Annotated in this window: 11 protein-coding genes; 5 read left to right on the top strand and 6 right to left on the bottom strand. The window is 67.1% G+C overall.

Features of this window, described 5'->3' with window-relative positions; genetic code table 11:
* Positions 1-54: 54 nt before the first annotated feature.
* From F1D05_RS37500 to F1D05_RS37480, 5 genes are read right to left on the bottom strand one after another with little or no spacing between them, the layout of a single operon-like run.
* Complete coding sequence (locus tag F1D05_RS37500) at positions 55-2,943, bottom strand: CBM35 domain-containing protein (RefSeq protein ID WP_185444950.1); 2,889 nt, start codon at positions 2,941-2,943, stop codon at positions 55-57.
* A gap of 47 nt (positions 2,944-2,990) precedes the next feature.
* The gene (locus F1D05_RS37495) at positions 2,991-3,866 is read right to left on the bottom strand and encodes a carbohydrate ABC transporter permease (RefSeq protein ID WP_185444949.1); all 876 of its coding nucleotides are present in this window, start codon (positions 3,864-3,866) and stop codon (positions 2,991-2,993) included.
* Positions 3,863-4,798, bottom strand: a complete 936-nt coding sequence (locus F1D05_RS37490; RefSeq protein WP_185444948.1) for a carbohydrate ABC transporter permease — start codon at positions 4,796-4,798, stop codon at positions 3,863-3,865. Before F1D05_RS37490 ends, F1D05_RS37495 begins: the two co-directional genes overlap by 4 nt.
* Positions 4,799-4,802: 4 nt before the next feature.
* On the bottom strand, positions 4,803-6,170 hold the full coding sequence (locus F1D05_RS37485; protein WP_185444947.1) for an ABC transporter substrate-binding protein: 1,368 nt from the start codon (positions 6,168-6,170) through the stop codon (positions 4,803-4,805).
* Positions 6,167-7,792, bottom strand: coding sequence for a glycoside hydrolase family 13 protein (locus F1D05_RS37480; RefSeq protein WP_185444946.1), 1,626 nt, complete (start codon positions 7,790-7,792; stop codon positions 6,167-6,169). Before F1D05_RS37480 ends, F1D05_RS37485 begins: the two co-directional genes overlap by 4 nt.
* Positions 7,793-7,908: 116 nt before the next feature.
* On the opposite strand from F1D05_RS37480, the gene F1D05_RS37475 reads away from it, so the two are divergent.
* A complete protein-coding gene (locus tag F1D05_RS37475; protein WP_185444945.1) occupies positions 7,909-8,985 on the top strand; it encodes a LacI family DNA-binding transcriptional regulator in 1,077 nt (358 codons plus the stop codon).
* Here F1D05_RS37475 and F1D05_RS37470 read toward each other — a convergent pair.
* Positions 8,917-9,720, bottom strand: a complete 804-nt coding sequence (locus F1D05_RS37470; protein ID WP_185444944.1) for a TrmH family RNA methyltransferase — start codon at positions 9,718-9,720, stop codon at positions 8,917-8,919. The two genes, F1D05_RS37475 and F1D05_RS37470, sit on opposite strands and share 69 nt — an antisense overlap.
* Positions 9,721-10,018: 298 nt before the next feature.
* Here F1D05_RS37470 and F1D05_RS37465 point away from each other — a divergent pair, with 298 nt between their 5' ends.
* The 4 genes from F1D05_RS37465 to F1D05_RS37450 are packed head-to-tail and all read left to right on the top strand — an operon-like array spanning position 10,019 to position 15,729.
* Positions 10,019-11,209 (top strand): hypothetical protein, encoded by a 1,191-nt coding sequence (locus F1D05_RS37465; RefSeq protein WP_185444943.1) that lies wholly within the window; start codon positions 10,019-10,021, stop codon positions 11,207-11,209.
* The gene (locus F1D05_RS37460; RefSeq protein WP_185444942.1) at positions 11,206-11,835 is read left to right on the top strand and encodes a hypothetical protein; all 630 of its coding nucleotides are present in this window, start codon (positions 11,206-11,208) and stop codon (positions 11,833-11,835) included. Before F1D05_RS37465 ends, F1D05_RS37460 begins: the two co-directional genes overlap by 4 nt.
* Positions 11,828-12,481 carry a hypothetical protein gene (locus F1D05_RS37455; protein WP_185444941.1) on the top strand — a complete coding sequence of 218 codons (654 nt, stop codon included), beginning with the start codon at positions 11,828-11,830 and terminating at the stop codon, positions 12,479-12,481. Before F1D05_RS37460 ends, F1D05_RS37455 begins: the two co-directional genes overlap by 8 nt.
* Positions 12,478-15,729 carry a chromosome segregation ATPase gene (locus F1D05_RS37450; protein ID WP_246486289.1) on the top strand — a complete coding sequence of 1,084 codons (3,252 nt, stop codon included), beginning with the start codon at positions 12,478-12,480 and terminating at the stop codon, positions 15,727-15,729. The genes F1D05_RS37455 and F1D05_RS37450 overlap by 4 nt, the downstream gene beginning before the upstream one ends.
* The last annotated feature ends 96 nt before the right edge of the window (positions 15,730-15,825 follow it).

The raw sequence follows: 15,825 nt of genomic DNA, 5'->3' as shown, positions 1-15,825 counted from the left end.
GGTGGCGGGGCCGGGTGGCGCCGGCGCCCGTAGTACGGGCGCCGGCGGTTCAGGTCAGAAGCCGGAGTTGCCCGAGCCTCTGGTCAGGACGAACCCGAAGTTGTTCTGCAGTCCGCCGGACGGGGTTCCGGAGACGGTCACGTTGTTGAAGGTGCCGGAGCCGGCGGTGGAGATCTCGAACCCGTAGGTGCCGGTGTTCTGGATCTTGACGTGGTCGAAGGTGATGTTGGTGACCTGCTTCTGCCAGCTGAACAGGACCCCGGAGTACGTGCTGTCGATGATGTCGACGTCCTTGATCAGCACCGGCGCCGTGATCTCGCGGGCCTCCGCATAGATCCACAGACCGCCCTGACTACTGTTCCAGTCGGTGTTGAAGCCGCCGGCCCGGGTGATCGTGTTCCGCTGGACGACCGTCGTGCCGCTGAACGGCTGAGAGCCGTGCCAGGTAGAGATGGTGATGCCGGACGCCGTGTAGACCGTGTCGGAGAACAGGTTGTCCTCGATCCGGTTGCCGTTGCCGCCGTAGATGGCAGCGGTGTTGGCAAGTGTGGGCAGCTGGGCGGTGTTGAAGGTGAAGGCGCAGTTGGCCACCGCGCTGTTGAAGGACCACATCGCCAGAGCGTCGTCTCCGGTGTTGCGGAACACGCTCTGGTCAACGCGGGAGTTGCTGACCGGACTACCGTCGCCGCTGAAGGTGTTCAGGTTGACGCCGTCGGCGAACATGTCGCGGATCCGGACGCCGACGGCGTACAGGCCGTTCGTGCCGCTGCTGGCCCAGAGGCCGACCTTGGAGTGTTCCAGCCACACGTTGTGGATCAGCGAGGCGCTGAAGTTGCCTTCCAGGGCGGCGTCGGTGGTGACCGAGCCGTCCGGGTCGCGGTAGCGGACGTCGGCCGCGAAGGTGAAGTCGGCCAACTGGACCTTGCCGCCGTTGACCGCGAAGAACCCACCGCGGCCGTTCGTACCGCGGATCGTGGTGTACCACATGCCCGCGCCGCGGATGGTGACGTTGTCGATGTTCACGACAGCGTTCAGGTCGAACGTGCCGGCCGGGATCCACAGGGGCTTGCCCTGCGACTTCGCAGCCGCGACTGCCGAGTTGAAGGCTGCTGTGTCGTCACCGGAGCCCGAGGTCGCGCCGTACGACGTGACGTCGAGCGAGCCGGCCGGAGCGGTGTAGGCCGCGGCTACCTGCTCGGTGTCGATCAGGTCGATCGTGATCGGGGTGCTGCTGTCGTTCTGCAGCTTGATCACAGTGCCGGCCGGATAGCTCGGCAGTGTGGTCCTTGCCTCGTCGTAGAAGCGGTGTCCAAGGCCCTGGCCGGGGTCGTTCGGGAACGGGTAGCTGCCGTAGACCCAGCTGTAGACCGAGGACAGCGTGAGGTCCTTGACCTTGCTGCCGCCTACGTAGATTCCCAGCGGCGCTGTGATGCCAGTGCCTCCGGCGTTGTCTGGGATCGAGGCTCGGACGACGAGCGAGTTGGTCGGCTTGGTCAGCGTGAACTGGGTGTACTTGCCTGCGTTGTCCAGCCGTACTGCGCGGCGCCCGGACGACTCCGAGGCGACTGTGCGGTAGGTGCGATCCGGTCCGATGACGGTGCCGTTCGTGCTGCTGTTCTCAGCCTCGTACTCCGTATAGGGCACTGTCGCGCCACGAGTAGCCAGTGGCGCCGAGCCGGGCACAGTGACGTCGTCGAGAGCAACGTTGCCGCTGTCACCGCTGTCATACTGGTAGCCGATCAGGTTGAGTCCAGCCCTGACAGACAGGGACTGAGTGACAGTGGCCCAGCCGGTTGCTGCTGGCAATGACACCTGGCCTGCCTTGACGCCGTTCGCGTAGGTGCTAAGGGTCTTGGTGCTGCCGCTGGTGTTGCTGTAGCGCAGCGATACCGTGACAGTGCCTGCAGTGGCGACGTTCACCGTCCGGATCACGCGCGCTCCGGCGGCGCCGAAGCCGGTGACGTAGCCGCTGCCCGTGTACCCGGCGATCGACGTACCGACGCTTGTGCCGCCGGAAAGGAACCCACCCTCGAGACCTGTACCGTCCCCGGCCTGCGGCTCGTCACCAGGCGGAGCCACCGTGAGGTTGTCGAGGTTGACGTTGCCGGAGTCGGCGCTGTCGAACCGGTAGGCGATCGTGTTGCTTCCGGCAACCAGCGGGACCGATTCGGACGACGTACCCCAGGTGTCCCAGTTGGCGGTCGGGGCCAGGCTGACCTGGCGGACCTTCGTGCCGCCCGCGTAGAGCGACAAGGTCATCGCGACGCCGGTGCCGTTGGCGTAGCGCAGGTTCGCAGTACCGTTGCCTGCCTTCGAAGAGCTGACTGCGAAGGTTGTGGCCGCGTTGCCCTTGTTGGCGTCGGTGTAGCCGCCGACGAAGCCCGATCCGCTGTAGCCGCTGTGGTCAGTCGCTACCACGACGCCGCCGGAGAGGGTGGCGTTCTCGGCTTCCAGTGTGCCTTCGGCAGGTGCGGGGGCATCAGTGACGGTGACCTTGTCGAGGTTCACGTTGCCGGAGTCGGTGGTGTCGAAGCGGTAGGCGATCGCGTTGGATCCCGCGGACAGGGTCAGGGTGGAGTGGCTGTCGGCCCAGGAGTCCCAGTTGGCGGTCGCGGGGAGGCTGACCTGGCTGACCTTGGTACTGCCGCGGTAGAGCGACAGGGTCTTGGTCGAGCCGGTGCCGTTGGCGTAGCGCAGGGCCACGTCGTAGCTGCCTGCTGCTGCTACCGAGATGTTGGTGGTGGCCGCGGCGGCGCCCTTGTTGCCGTCGGTGAAGCCACCGACGAAACCGGAGCCGGTGTAGCCGCTGTGATCGGTGGCGAGCACCGCTCCCCCAGCCAAGGTGCCGCTCTCGGACTGAGCGGTGACGGTGGCGGCTGTTGCTGTTAGCGGTGTGGCTAACAAGGCGGCCAGTACGGCGGTCGCCAATAGGCGTTTGGGCATGGTGAAAGGTCCCTTCCGGGGGCGGTGAGCAAGAAGGTGGGTTTGGTTCAACCCTTGACCGCGCCACCGAGGGCGCCGGACTTGAGGAACAGGCGTTGGAAGATCAGGAACAGCGCGACCGGGATGACGGTCGAGATCGCGAGCGCGGCGAGGAACACGTCGAGCTCGACGAACCGTTGAAGTGCGGGTAGCCGCACGGACAGCGGTTGCTTGTCGGGATCCGGCAGGACGAGCAACGGCCAGAGGAAGTCTTTCCAGGCCGCGATCACGGCGAACACCGAGACCACGCCGAGGATCGGCCTGGACATCGGCAACACCACGGACCAGAAGAGCCGGTACGGTCCGGCCCCGTCCACCTTGGCCGCCTCGAACACCTCACGAGGCAGGTTGTCGAAGAACCGCTGCACGATCAGGATGTTGAAGGCATTCGCTCCAGCCGGCAGCCAGACGGCCCAGAACGTGTTGACCAATGAGGCCTTGAGCAACGGCGGGTTGACCACCGTCAGGTAGAGCGGGACCAGCAGCACGACCGACGGCACGAACAAGGTCGCCAGCACTACACCGGTGATCACCTTGCCGTAGCGAGGACGTAGTACGGACAGTGCGTAGCCTGCTGTGGTCGCTACTAGCAACTGCATGAACCAGGAGCCGGCAGCGAGGATCATCGTGTTGAGGAAGTACTTCGAGATCTCCACCCTCGACCAGGCGGTGGACAGGTTGGCCCAGTCGATCCCGTTCGGCCACAGCGCCAGTGGGTCTCTGAGAGTGTCCTGGGTCGGGGTGATGGCGGCTTTGGCCAACCAGAGCATCGGGCCGAGACCCGCCAGGAACAAGAGGAGCAGCAGGATCCCGTGCACGCCCCACGCAGTACGGCGTACGCCAGGGCGGCGCCATTCTGCTGAGGAGAGCAGGCCGCGGCTCATGACTTGCTCCAGGTTCGGGTCAGACGGAAGTAAATGGCCGACAAGAGGCCGAGGACGACGGCAAGCATGATGCTCAATGCCGTGGCCATGCCGTACTCACCTCCGAGGCTGTTGGCGAACGCGTAGTCGTAGATCAGCAGCAGGACGGTCGTAGTGGAGTTGGCCGGACCGCCGCCGGTGAACAGGAACGGCTCGAGGAACACCTGGGCGGTGCCGACGATCTGCAGGATGAAGGTGATCAGTAGTACGCCGCGCAGCTGCGGCAAGGTGACGTGCCAGATCTTGCGCCAAATACCGGCCCTGTCGATCTCTGCCGCTTCGTAGATATCGGTGGAGACTCCGGTCAGGGCGGCCAGGTAGATGATCACCGTGCCGCCCGCGGCCGCCCACGTCGCCTCCAGGACCAGGGCCGGCATCGCGCTACCCGAATCCTGCAGCCACGACACCGGACCGATCCCGACCGCGCCGAGGATGGTGTTGAACACCCCGTCCGGCCCGGCGTCGTAGAAGAACTTCCACAGCAGCACGGCGACCACCGGCGGAATCACCACCGGGAGATACGCCAGCGCGCTGTAGAGACCCTTGAACCGGCGTACCTCGCTCATCAGCACTGCAGCGACCAGGGGAACCGGATAGCCGAACAGGAGTCCCAGCAAAGCGAAGTACAGGGTGTTCTTCACCGCGGTCCACAGCAGTGGGTCGTTGAGGACGTCCTGGAAGTTCTGCAGCCCGACGAAGGTGGACGGCGTGACCAGGTTGGTCTCCTGGAAGCTCATCACCACCGAACGCACGATCGGGTACCAGGAGAACAGACCGAAAACCACGAGCAGCGGTAGCAGGAAGACAACGGTGCTCAGCCCGCCACTGCGGAACCAGCTGACCGGAGTACGCCGTACTGCGGCTCGCTGTGCTCGGGTAGTCCTCAACGCCATCGACTCAGCCACGATCGAGCAGGGCCTGGGCCTCGGCGTCGGCCTTCTTGAGCAGGTCCGCGATGTCCGCGTTCTTCTTGGTCAGTACGGACTGCACGACCGGGTCCAGGATCTTGTAGATCTCCTGCGTGGAGCGGGCGGGCTCGGTGACCAGCGCCTGGTCGAACATCTTGTCCGTATACGGCGTCATCTGCTTCAGCGGCACGTTGACATACTGCGCCACCCACTTCAGCGACTCGTCGTACGTCGCCTTGTCGAACACGGGCAGCTGCGGTGCGCCCACGGGCTGCTTGGACGCGGCAGTGGTCTTGGCATCCAGTACTGCGGCGCTCTCGTCGGCCAGCTTCTTCATGTAGAAGAAGTCGATCCACTTGACCGCAGCAGCCTTCACCGACTCGTTGGCCTTCGCCTGCACTGTCGCCAGCGTGCCACCACCCAGTACGCCGGCATCCGGCGCCTCTGCGAGCGGAAGGACGGTCACACCGTAGTCAGCGGGCTTCAGTGCGTTCTGCGTGAACAGCGAGCCGTAGTTGCCGCCGCCGCTGACGTACATCCCGATCTGACCGGCTGCGAACGCCTGGTTGATGCCGCCCCAGTCGTAGAGGAAGTTGGAACCCATGCTGTTGTCGTCCCAGCGCATCGCGTGCAGCCGCTGCAGCACCTCGGTCATCTGCGGACTGTCGAGCTCAGCGGTCGCCTTGTCGCCGTCGACCTTCTCGGTCCGGCCGCCGAATGCGTAGTCGAGCGTGGTGAGGATCCAGCCGCCGGTGTTGTCCTGGGTCAGCTGGGCATAGCCGGCCTTGCCGGTCTTGTCCGCGATCTGCTTGGCGGCCTGCCGGATCTCGTCCCAGCTCGTCGGCGGCTTGTCCGGGTCCAGCCCGGCCTGCTGGAACAGAGTGCGGTTGTAGTGCAGCGCCTGGCCGTACGCCGCGATCGGCACCGCCCACAACTTGCCGTCCTCGGCCTGACCGGACTTGGCGACGTTGGGGCTGAACTTCTTCGCGTACGGAAGCGTGTCGACCAGGCCGCTGATGTCAGCGATCTGCTTGCGCTCGATCAGGCCACGGCCGTCGGTGAAGGGCACCGTGAAGACATCGGGCAGCGTGCCACCAGCAAGCTGCGCGGTGAAGGTCGTCGCGGTCCAGTTGTACTCCTGCGGCACGATGTCGATGCCTGGGTTGGCCGACTCGAACTGGGTCACCCGCTGGTCGAAGGCGGCGATCGCGCCCTTGTCCAGACCGGGATCGCGGGCCACCTTCACCGTCACCGGGCCGGCCGGGGCATCGGCCTTCTTGGTGTCGTCGGATCCGGAGCAGGACGTGAGGGCGGCGGCCAGGGTGACCGCGAGGGCTAGGGCTGGGATGGACTTCATGGTCGTTCTCCTACTGGGTCTTCGGCCTTCGCCGGCGGTGAGCTGAGCCGCAACCAGGCGGCGGAGTCGGTGGGCAGCTGATCGCCAACGAGGGCGGAGCTGGCGAGCAACACGGTGGTACCGGTGGGAAGCTGGAGTGGGTCGGCGCCGAAGTTGACGACGCAGACGAACTCGGTGCCGCGGTGGAAGGCGATGACGTCGGCGCCGGTCAGGTCGTGCCAGCTGAACTCTCCGTCCCGCGGCCTGCGCGCGAGCAGCTCGCGGTACAGGCTGAGCATCGAGCCGGGGTCGTCCTGCTGGGCCTCGACCGATTGCGATCCCCAGTCACCGGGTTGCGGCAGCCAGGGGGTGAAACCTTGGGTGTTGAAGCCGAAGCTCGGACCAGTAGTTGTCCAGGGCAACGGTACTCGGCAGCCGTCCCGGCCGGGGTCGGTCCCGGCGGAGCGGTGGAAGATGGGGTCCTGCAACGCGACGAGCGGGAGATCCTCGACCTCTGGCAACCCGAGCTCGTCGCCTTGGTAGATGTACAACGACCCAGGCAGCGCAGCGGTCAGCATCGCTGCGGCCCGCGCCCGGCGTCGTCCCTTGGCGAGATCAGTCGGTACGCCGAACCGCTTGGTCGCGAACGAGAACGAGCTGTCCTCTCGCCCGTACCTGGTGGTCGGCCGGGTCACGTCATGGTTCGAGAGCACCCACGTGGCAGGCGCGTTCACCGGCTCATGCGCGGCGAGGGTGGAGTCGATCGAGGTGCGCAACTCACGCGCGTCCCACGGCCGGCCCATCAGATCGAAGTTGAACGCCGTGTGCATCTCGTCGGGTCGCAGATAGCGGGCGAACCGTTCGGAATCGGCGAGCCAGATCTCGCCGACCAGGACCCGCGGATCGTCGTACGAGTCGGCGACCTTGCGCCAGTCGCGGTAGATCTCGTGCAGGGCGTCACGATCGACGTACGGGTGGTCCTCGTTCTGGCCTACGGGCGGGAAGGTCGGGTCCTTGACCGGCATGGTGGCCGAGTCGATCCGGATGCCGGCGACGCCTCGATCGAACCAGAATTTCAAGATGTCCTCGTGTTCGCGGCGGACGTCCGGGTGGTTCCAGTTGAGATCGGGTTGTTCGGGAGTGAACAGGTGCAGGTACCACTCCCCCGGCGTGCCGTCCGGGTTCTTCGTCCGGGTCCAGGTGTCGCCGGAGAAGCTCGAGACCCAGTCGGTCGGGAGCTCCTCGCCGCCGCGGAACCAGAATCGCTCCCGCTCCGGCGAACCCGGTTCGGCGGCGAGCGCAGTACGGAACCATTCGTGTTCGCTGGAGATGTGGTTCGGTACGACGTCGATGATGGTCTTGATGCCGATCGCTGCTGCCTCCGCGATCAGCAGCTCGGCCTCCTCGACGGTGCCGAAGGCCGGGTCGATCACGCGGTAGTCTGCCACGTCGTACCCGCCGTCGGCGAGCGGGGACAGGTACCACGGGGTGAACCAGATCGCGTCGATCCCCAGGCTGCGCAGGTACGGCAGCCGGGACCGGACGCCGGCGAGATCACCGGTGCCGTCGCCGTTGGCGTCGGCGAAGCTGCGCGGATAGATCTGGTAGATCACCGCGGTTCGCCACCACTGGTCTCTGCTCACCCGGACTCCTTGATTTATGATAGGTTTAGCGCTCCACCTTGAGCTGGACCGTAGAGTGCGGGAATCGGGATTGTCAACAGTTCGGCGAATCAACAGCTCGGCGAAAAGGAGAAGCGGTGCGGGTCACGCTGAAGGACATCGCCGACGAGGCCGGGGTCAGCATGATGACGGTCTCGAACGTGGTGAACGGCAAGCGCGCACGGGTCTCCCCCGACACGATCGAGCGGATCCAGCGGATCGTCGCCGAGCGGGGGTACGTGCCGAGCGCGTCCGCCCGCAGTCTGGCGGCCAAGTCGTCGCGGCTGATCGGGCTGCTGGTGCCCGCGGCCGACGAGGACAGCCTGATGATCAGCCCGCACAACGTGGCGATCGTCGGCCAGATCGAGCGCGAGCTCCGCAAGGGCGGCTACCACCTGCTGCTGCGCGGGATCGCCGAGCCGGCCGAGGTCGCCGAGGCGTTGCAATCGTGGAGTCTGGACGGCGCAGTACTGCTCGGGTTTCTGGATGAGGAGATCGATCGGCTCACTCCTCGCACGATCGGCAAGGTGTCGTTGCTGGCGATCGACAGCTACTCCGCCAACCCGCTGACCACCGGCGTACGGTCTGATGACTTCACCGGCGCGCTGCTGGCCGCGCGGCATCTGATTTCGCTGGGACATTCGGAGATCGTTTTCGCCTCGCCGTCGTTCTCCTCGGTCGGTGTGGTTCACCAGCGGTACGAGGGGTTCCGGGCCGCGTTTGCCGAGGCCGGGATGGAGTGGCGGGAGCGGCTGGTCACCGTCGAGACGACGACCCACGCTCAGGGGCGCTCGTTGGGCCTGCGGCTGATGAGCGAGCATCCGGACGCGACGGCTGTTTTCGCGACGGCCGACATCCTGGCGATCGGGATCATGGAAGGTCTCGCGGAGAGCGGTTTCTCGGTTCCCGCGGACGTTTCCGTGCTCGGGTTCGACGACCTCGACCTGAGCCGGTATGTGACGCCGAAGCTGACCACGATCGCTCAGGACATCCCGCAGAAAGCGCAGATCGCGGTCCGCCAACTGCTCGCCACCGTGGAGAGTAGAGAGCACCTGACGGACCCGATCACGCTCGACGTACGCCTGATCGAACGGGACTCGACCGCCTCACCACCCGTCCTTGTGCGCGCGGGCCTCGAAGAGCAGGATGCCCGCGGACAGCGCGACGTTGAGTGAGTCGGCCTGGCCGAGCATCGGGATCGACACTGCACCGAAGCCCTGCTCGTGCCAGTGCCTGGACAGCCCACCGCCTTCCGAGCCCACCACGAACGCCGTCGGCTTTCCCCTGTACTGCGGGACGCGGTAGCTCCCGGTAGCGCTCGGGTCGGCCAGGTGTACATCGACCCCATGCTCTTTGAGCCAGGTGGCTGCCGAGGGGATGGTGTCGAACTCGATCACCGGTGTACTCAGGACCAGGCCGCGACTGGCGGCGTACACGGCGGGATGGCTGCGGCGAGCCCTGCGGCTGGTGAGGACGAGGCAGTCTGCGCGAGCAGCGTCGACTGTTCGGATCAGGGTGCCCAGGTTGCCGGCGTACTCGACGCCGTCGGCGACCAGGATCAGGGACGACTCGTCGAACCGGAACTCGTTTGAGCGCCAGACCGGGAGTCGGGCAATCGAGATCAGGCCGTCCGATCTGCTCTTGCGGACCACCCTGGCGAGGAGTTTGGGCGAGATCCGGTAGACCTCGCTCGCCCGTTGGGCGATCTCGCCCGCCAGTCCGGTCTGGTCCTCTTCGGGGCAGTAGAAGAAGGTGTCGATGATGGTCGGGGTGGTGAGGAGTTGACTGTGCTCCCAGTTGCCCTCGACCAGGATGCGGCCGGGGACGGAATCCTTGCGGACAGCGAGCAGCTCACGGAACTTCGGGTGCTGAGCGCCGATCGACAAGGCGTCGAGACGTGACGGTGTCATGCTGTGACTCCGGTGAATGAGAACAGCAAGCTGCCCGGGGACGACCTACTGGGGTCTTCCGCACCGGTCCAGCTGCTGGGGGTCGGCTAGAGCGTTTGAGGACGCACTAGCCGAGCAGTCTCATCATGCTTCGGATGGTAGACAGCGGTTGCTGCGGCGTCATCTGATTTTGGCTCGGGCCGAGTTGTCCACAGGCTGCCGGGCGCCGGTTTCCGATCTGTCCGTCCGGGTCGATAAAGTCCGGGGTCTGGTCGCCGCTCTGCTGCATCGAGTGGGGGGCCGCACGGGAGGAGGACCGATGGACGCGACATTGCTGGACGCGGAGGCCGAAGCGGCCGTACTGCGCGTCTACCGGCAGGTGTTCGCCGTGCTCGCTCGCGAGGCCGGCGCGATGATCGTCGATCCGGATCTGCTGGACGTCGACCAGGCGATCCTGGACGCGTTCGCCGAAGCCGGTAGCGACGGGCTGACCGTGGAACAGGCCTCGTTGGCCTGCCGTGGCTATCCGCACGAGGTGATCGTCCGGCGGTTCGAGGTGCTCCGGCAGTACGGCGCCATCACCAAACTGGTCGACAGGCCGAACGAGCTGCGCCACCGGGCCGCCTTCGCGCCGTACGTGATGTTGATGTTCCTCAAGCGGATGTCCGTCCAGGGCGGGCAGGCCGAGTTGCACCAGCTACTCACGCTCGAGGCACACAGCGTGAGCGACCCGCGCGCGACCGAGGACCAGGGCCAGGCGTCGATTCAGCGGCTGACGAAGGTCTTCCGGCTGCTGGGGAACGAGCTGGCGATCCTGGTCTCCACCAGTACGACGGCGCAGTTGCGGGAGAACGCGCAGCTCGCCTGGGGCAATGAGCGGCTGATCGAGCAGGCCGAGAAGGTGCACCGGATCGTCCTCGAGCGCTGGCCGACGCTGCACCGGGTCTGCACCCAACTGCGGATGTCCCTCGCGGCGTACGCCGATGCCGTCCAACTCGCCGCCGGCCGCCTGGTCGAACGAGCCGGTACGACGCGCGCGCTCGGGCTGCTGCCGATCGAGACCTGGCTGACGTTCACCCGCAGCAGTGAGACCGAGCTGCTCGCGAGCGTGCTGGACGGCTTGATCTTCGACGCCGCCGCGCCTGACTTCTCCCCCGAGACGATGCTGGAGGCGGTCGAATCAGGCCGCCGGACCGGTACTGCGCGGATGGCGCCGCCCAGGCCGTCCGCGGAGACGGATGCGCCGGAATCGGCGGCCGCGACGGATCGGCAGGATCTTCGTGCTGAGGCGGAGCGGGTCCTGGCCGGGCGGTCGAGTGTGTCGATCATCGACGTGGTCGACGATGCCGGTGACTGGATCACCGCGCGACGCGTGCTGGCGGAGCTGACCGCGGCGCATCTGCATGACGAGCTGGACTACGAGTTGATCTGGGCGGACGGGATGCGGATCGATCCGACGGCCGGGACGCCGTGGGCGACCGAGGGTACGTTCCGGCGGGTGACGCGATGACTGCCGACGCGGCGCTTGAGGGCGGGCGTAGCTACAACGCGCTTTGGTGGGCGAAGGTGCAGTCCGGTGGGCCTTTGCGGGTATCTCCTGATACGCCTGCGGTCGCTGGATTGACGCGCGCGGCTGAGCCGGACGGGGCGACGGTGTGGATGCTGCCGACGCTCCCGGACGGTGCCGGGCATGCGGTGCTGGAGGAGCTGGGCACCCCGCCGGTCGCCGTCGAGCAACCGAACGAAACCGCCCGGGTGCTCGCGATCTGCGTGACTTGCTGCTGGCCCGAACGCGACGGCTCTGCTTGGCCTGGCGTGGTGGGCACGTTGGCTCAGGTCAAGGCCGTGTACGCCGGTATGCGCGGCCGGCCGGAGCAGTCGAGCGATCTCACCTTGATCATCGGCAGCCTTCGTCGGCTGCATGCCACTCAGTGGCTGCTGTGGAACGAGAAGGCCGGCGAGGTCCGGCTGGGTCCCCGCGTCGTCACCTGGGGCCCAACCCAACTAGCAGGCCTCCGCGAACTCTGCCGAGTCCTCCCCGATCCCCCATCGGCCGTCCTCACACCAGTTCGGCCGCCTGAGGTTGAGCCGGAACTACTACCGGCAGACGCCGCCTCGGAGGTGGAAGATGACTGAGCAGCATGCGCTCTTCGACTCTCTGCTCCAGGACCTGAGCGACCGCTCGCGCGACGAAGTACTGGCCGCCTTCAGCGCCGTGCAGTACGCCGCCCACCCGGTGGCCGAAGTTCAGCTCGCCGGCCTCCGGGACGTGACGCTGCGCCGACAGGTACAGAAGATGCTGAAGCTGATCGGCCGCGTCCTCGTCCAGGTCGACGGCACCCACTGGACCGCCGGCTACGCCGACGACATCGCGGAAACCCTTACCGCACAAGGCTGGCAGCCTCTCTCCGTCGTCGACCGCGCAGTGCTCGTGCTGGTCCTGGTGCACTCGGTGGCAATCCCTCGCAGCGAAGGCATCCTCACCGGCGACAGCTGGAAATCCGCCCGCCCGACCACGGTCGACGAGCTCCGCACCACCAAGATCAGCAGCGAAGAGCGGCGGCTCTCCCTGCAACGACTCCGCGCCGCCGGCCTGATCCAGCTGTCCGGCGACCACTCCGGCGGGCCCAGCTACATCCCCGGTCCGCAACTCCAACGACTCACCCCAGCGGCCCGGCGCCGGCTGCAGGATCAGCTGATCCTCGCGGCCGCTCCGGCCAGCCCGATCGCGGAGGCCATCCGCGCGCGCAAAGGCAGCACCACTGAAGAAGGAGCGGCATGAGCAGTCCCGTTGAGGACGGACCGTTCGACATCCTCGGCTCGAAAGTGCTGCTCGGCGTACAGGTCGTCGATCTGTCCCGGTTGTCGACCCACCCGATCCCGATGGTCGGTCAGGGCCTCGTCACCGTCGCCGGTCAGGGCCCGGTCGACTCCAACGGCGCCGGCAAGTCCTCCTGGATCGCGGCTCTGTCGCTGCTCCATGCCGATGACCAATGGCGGCTCACCAGCGGCGCCCCCGGCGCGGCCGAGCTCCTGTTCACTGCCGAAGCAGCCGGTCAGGAAGGCAACTGGTCGAACGTCGACCGCGGCTACATCATCGGAGTCTTCTCCGACCCCGAGCTGACCGACCTCGCCGAGATCGAGGCCGCCGCGATCACCGTCTGGATCCGGATCAACCGCAAGGCGTCGTACCTGGATCTCCGCTGGAAGAGCGGCCTGCACGTCCCCTTCGGGGCGACCGAGGCCGAGCGCGCCGCCGGCGCGGACAGCCTCTGGGCCGCTCTCCCACACTCCAACGGCCGCACCGATTTCCACGCGAACAAGCTCTCCACAGTCCTGTACGGCGGCCAGGTCCGCTGCGTCTCGTTCCTTTCGACCTCGGTCCGGTCCTCACCGACGGCCAACCTGCTCGCGGAGCCGCTGAACGAGCTCGGCCCAGCCCGGATCTTCAACGCGATCGCGACCCTGACCGGTCTCGACCACGAGCTCGAGCAGGAACAAGCGCACCGATCGGCGGAACACACCCAGCGGGAGGCGACCAAGCAGGCGACGGCCGACCTGCAACGCTGGGAGCAGGAGATGGCCACCGTCGAGGCCGGCATCCTGCAACGCGCTGCCGCCCGATCCGCCCTCGCCGACGCACGGGAGTCCTGGAAGGCACGCGGCGCCCGTCACCTGGTAGATGGGGACGCGCGCAACAGCGAGATCCTGCATGAGCTGGGCGACCTGGATCAGCGCGTGGCCGAGCAAGAAGCCCGGCGCGAGACGATCGACACCGAGATCGATGCGTTCGGCAACGAAGAGACTCTGCTTCGCGATGCCCAGCTGACCCGGCAGGAACGCGACAAGCTCGACGCCCGCGACCGCGAGCTGGATCTTGCCCAGCGTTCGGTTCGCGAGCAGCTCGAACGACTCGGCCAGGAGCACCGTCGCCTGCTCGACGCCGGTCGGTCCGCGGATGGTCGCGACCTGGATGCCGCCGCAGCTGAGCAGGACGAGGCTCGCGCAGCTCTCGAGGAGCACATCGGACGCGAGCACGCCGCGCGCACCTTCGTCGACCAGGCGACCGCCTTGTTGCGCGAAGCGGAGAGCGGGCAGACCGTGTCCGCGCCGCAGCAGCAGGTGCTGGAGAACGCGGGGATCGCCTGTGGCGCCCTCACCGACATCACCGAGCTGGGCGAGAACGACCGCATCGAGTGGGAGCCGCGACTCGCGCCGTACCGGGAGGCTGTCGTCGTCGACTTCGGCGACGCGGCACTGGCTTCAGCGGCTCTGGCGGATGCCGGCTATCCAGGCTTCCTGCTGGTACTCGCGAACCGGCCCGGCACCGCTTTCAAGGGCGGCCCGGTCTCGGCGGACAAGCGGTTCAAGCTGGACGCGTTCTTCGTGGCGCTGGCTTCACGGGCCGCGAAGGAGGTCATCGACGAGGCCGCCGGCGTGGTTGCTGTCGGGCAGTTCGAGGAGGCGATCACCGGCCGAACGGCTCGGATCGAGGCCGCCCGTCGCAGGCTGGACGCCGCCGTCGAGGCTCGCTCGGTAGCAGCGACGGCTCTGGAGCAGGCACGTTCCCGGGTAGAACAAGCCGAGCGCCGTACTGCGGCCGCCCGCGCGCTGGGCACCGCTGCCGACGTACAGGAGCAGATTCTGGCGCTCCGCGAGGCGAATGATCGCCACGAGAACGATCGGGACGCGCTCGCTCCTTCTCTCCAGGCCGCCAAGGAGGCAGCCGAGGCCGCTGCGGGTCAGCAACTGGTTCGGGACGAGCGGCTGAAGAACCTCGAGGCCACCCGGCGCGATCACGACCGCATCCTCGACGACCTCGCCGGCCGCCGACTGGTGCTGCTGGATGAGCAGACCTCGCTCGACCTGGTCGCCCGGACCACCGCTTGGGGAGCATCGGGCGCCGAGGCGAACGAGTTCCTGGTCAGTCTGCCGGACGACGCCCAGCGCCGTACGACCGCCGACTGGAACCACCAGGCCTGCACCCAACTCGACGACGTCGTACGCCGCTGCTTCCCGAACGCCCGGTCCCGCGAGGAGATCCCGTCAGAGCTCTGGGAGATCCTGAACGGCCCGGACGGCTGGTCCAACGGCACGCTCGGCGCACGCGTTTCGCTCGTCCCCGCGTTGCAGCGGACCTTGGCCAGCCACCTCGCGCAGCACGAGACCTTCGACAGCCTCCAGCAACAGCAGATCGCCAGTCAGCGCGCCGAGCGGAACGCCGCCCTCGAGCGGGCCCGCGAGGGACTGGGCGAAGCGGAAAGCACCGCTCGCGCGCACCGTGCGTCCCTTGCCGACGGCATCAAGTCCCGCCTCCGACTGGTCTCGGCGGAATTCGACCGCCTCGACCAGCAGTACGGCGGCTATGGAGCCAAGCTCGAGTACCCGCAGCCCGACCCCCCGGCCGAGCCCGACAAGCCGTGGAAGTGGACCGTCACGCCCAAGTGGCGGCGGTCCGAGGGCGGCCCGTTCTCCGCGTTCAACGTCAAGGGCAACACCGCCCAGATGGACGAGAAGGCAGTCAAGCTTGTCTGCGCTTCCGCCCTGGCCGGTGGAAGCGACCGCCCACTACTCCTCATCCTCGACGAACTCGGCCGCAACCTAGGCTCCCAACACCGCCGCGAGGCAGTCGCCCTCTTCGAGCAGATCGGCCGAGACCGCAACATCACGGTCATCGGAGCCCTCCAGGACGACATGGAGCGCTACGCCCTGTCATCGTCCCGCCTCTACGTAAAACTCCGCCGCTCCTCCGACACCATGGCCTACAACCAGGCCCCGGTAGTCAAGGGCAACGAGGAATACGCCGCCCGAGTAGAACTCCTCCGCACCTGGCTCGACTCCTACCGAGGCCCCACCCCCACCCTCGACCTCCCCCCAGCCCAACTCCCCACCGACTCAGGCCCCAGCACACCACCTACCGACCTCCCGGAAGCGGCCGTCACCCCCGCGACGAAGTCTCGCGCTCCCCGGAAACCGCGCAGCAAGCCCACCAACGACACCACCGCCACCGCCGAGGAGCCGGCCAACTAGCCACGTGCGCCGCTCCCCCACCACCGTCAGACGCGGGTCCACCTGCCCGCACGCCTGCCGGCCACCTCGCACGCACCGTGCCGGCTGCCTAGGCGC

Source organism: Kribbella qitaiheensis (genome assembly GCF_014217565.1).
In the GTDB taxonomy this organism is placed as follows: domain Bacteria; phylum Actinomycetota; class Actinomycetes; order Propionibacteriales; family Kribbellaceae; genus Kribbella; species Kribbella qitaiheensis_A.
Note: the sequence above shows the minus strand (reverse complement) of the source record. Positions and strands in the feature narration are given on the sequence as shown.

Excerpts from the sequence above, each read along its gene's own strand:
- F1D05_RS37500 (WP_185444950.1), bottom strand. The coding sequence starts at position 2,943 with ATGCCCAAACGCCTATTGGCGACCGCCGTACTGGCCGCCTTGTTAGCC.
- F1D05_RS37495 (WP_185444949.1), bottom strand. The coding sequence starts at position 3,866 with ATGAGCCGCGGCCTGCTCTCCTCAGCAGAATGGCGCCGCCCTGGCGTA.
- F1D05_RS37490 (WP_185444948.1), bottom strand. The coding sequence starts at position 4,798 with ATGGCGTTGAGGACTACCCGAGCACAGCGAGCCGCAGTACGGCGTACT.
- F1D05_RS37485 (WP_185444947.1), bottom strand. The coding sequence starts at position 6,170 with ATGAAGTCCATCCCAGCCCTAGCCCTCGCGGTCACCCTGGCCGCCGCC.
- F1D05_RS37470 (WP_185444944.1), bottom strand. The coding sequence starts at position 9,720 with ATGACACCGTCACGTCTCGACGCCTTGTCGATCGGCGCTCAGCACCCG.
- F1D05_RS37465 (WP_185444943.1), top strand. The coding sequence starts at position 10,019 with ATGGACGCGACATTGCTGGACGCGGAGGCCGAAGCGGCCGTACTGCGC.
- F1D05_RS37460 (WP_185444942.1), top strand. The coding sequence starts at position 11,206 with ATGACTGCCGACGCGGCGCTTGAGGGCGGGCGTAGCTACAACGCGCTT.
- F1D05_RS37455 (WP_185444941.1), top strand. The coding sequence starts at position 11,828 with ATGACTGAGCAGCATGCGCTCTTCGACTCTCTGCTCCAGGACCTGAGC.
- F1D05_RS37450 (WP_246486289.1), top strand. The coding sequence starts at position 12,478 with ATGAGCAGTCCCGTTGAGGACGGACCGTTCGACATCCTCGGCTCGAAA.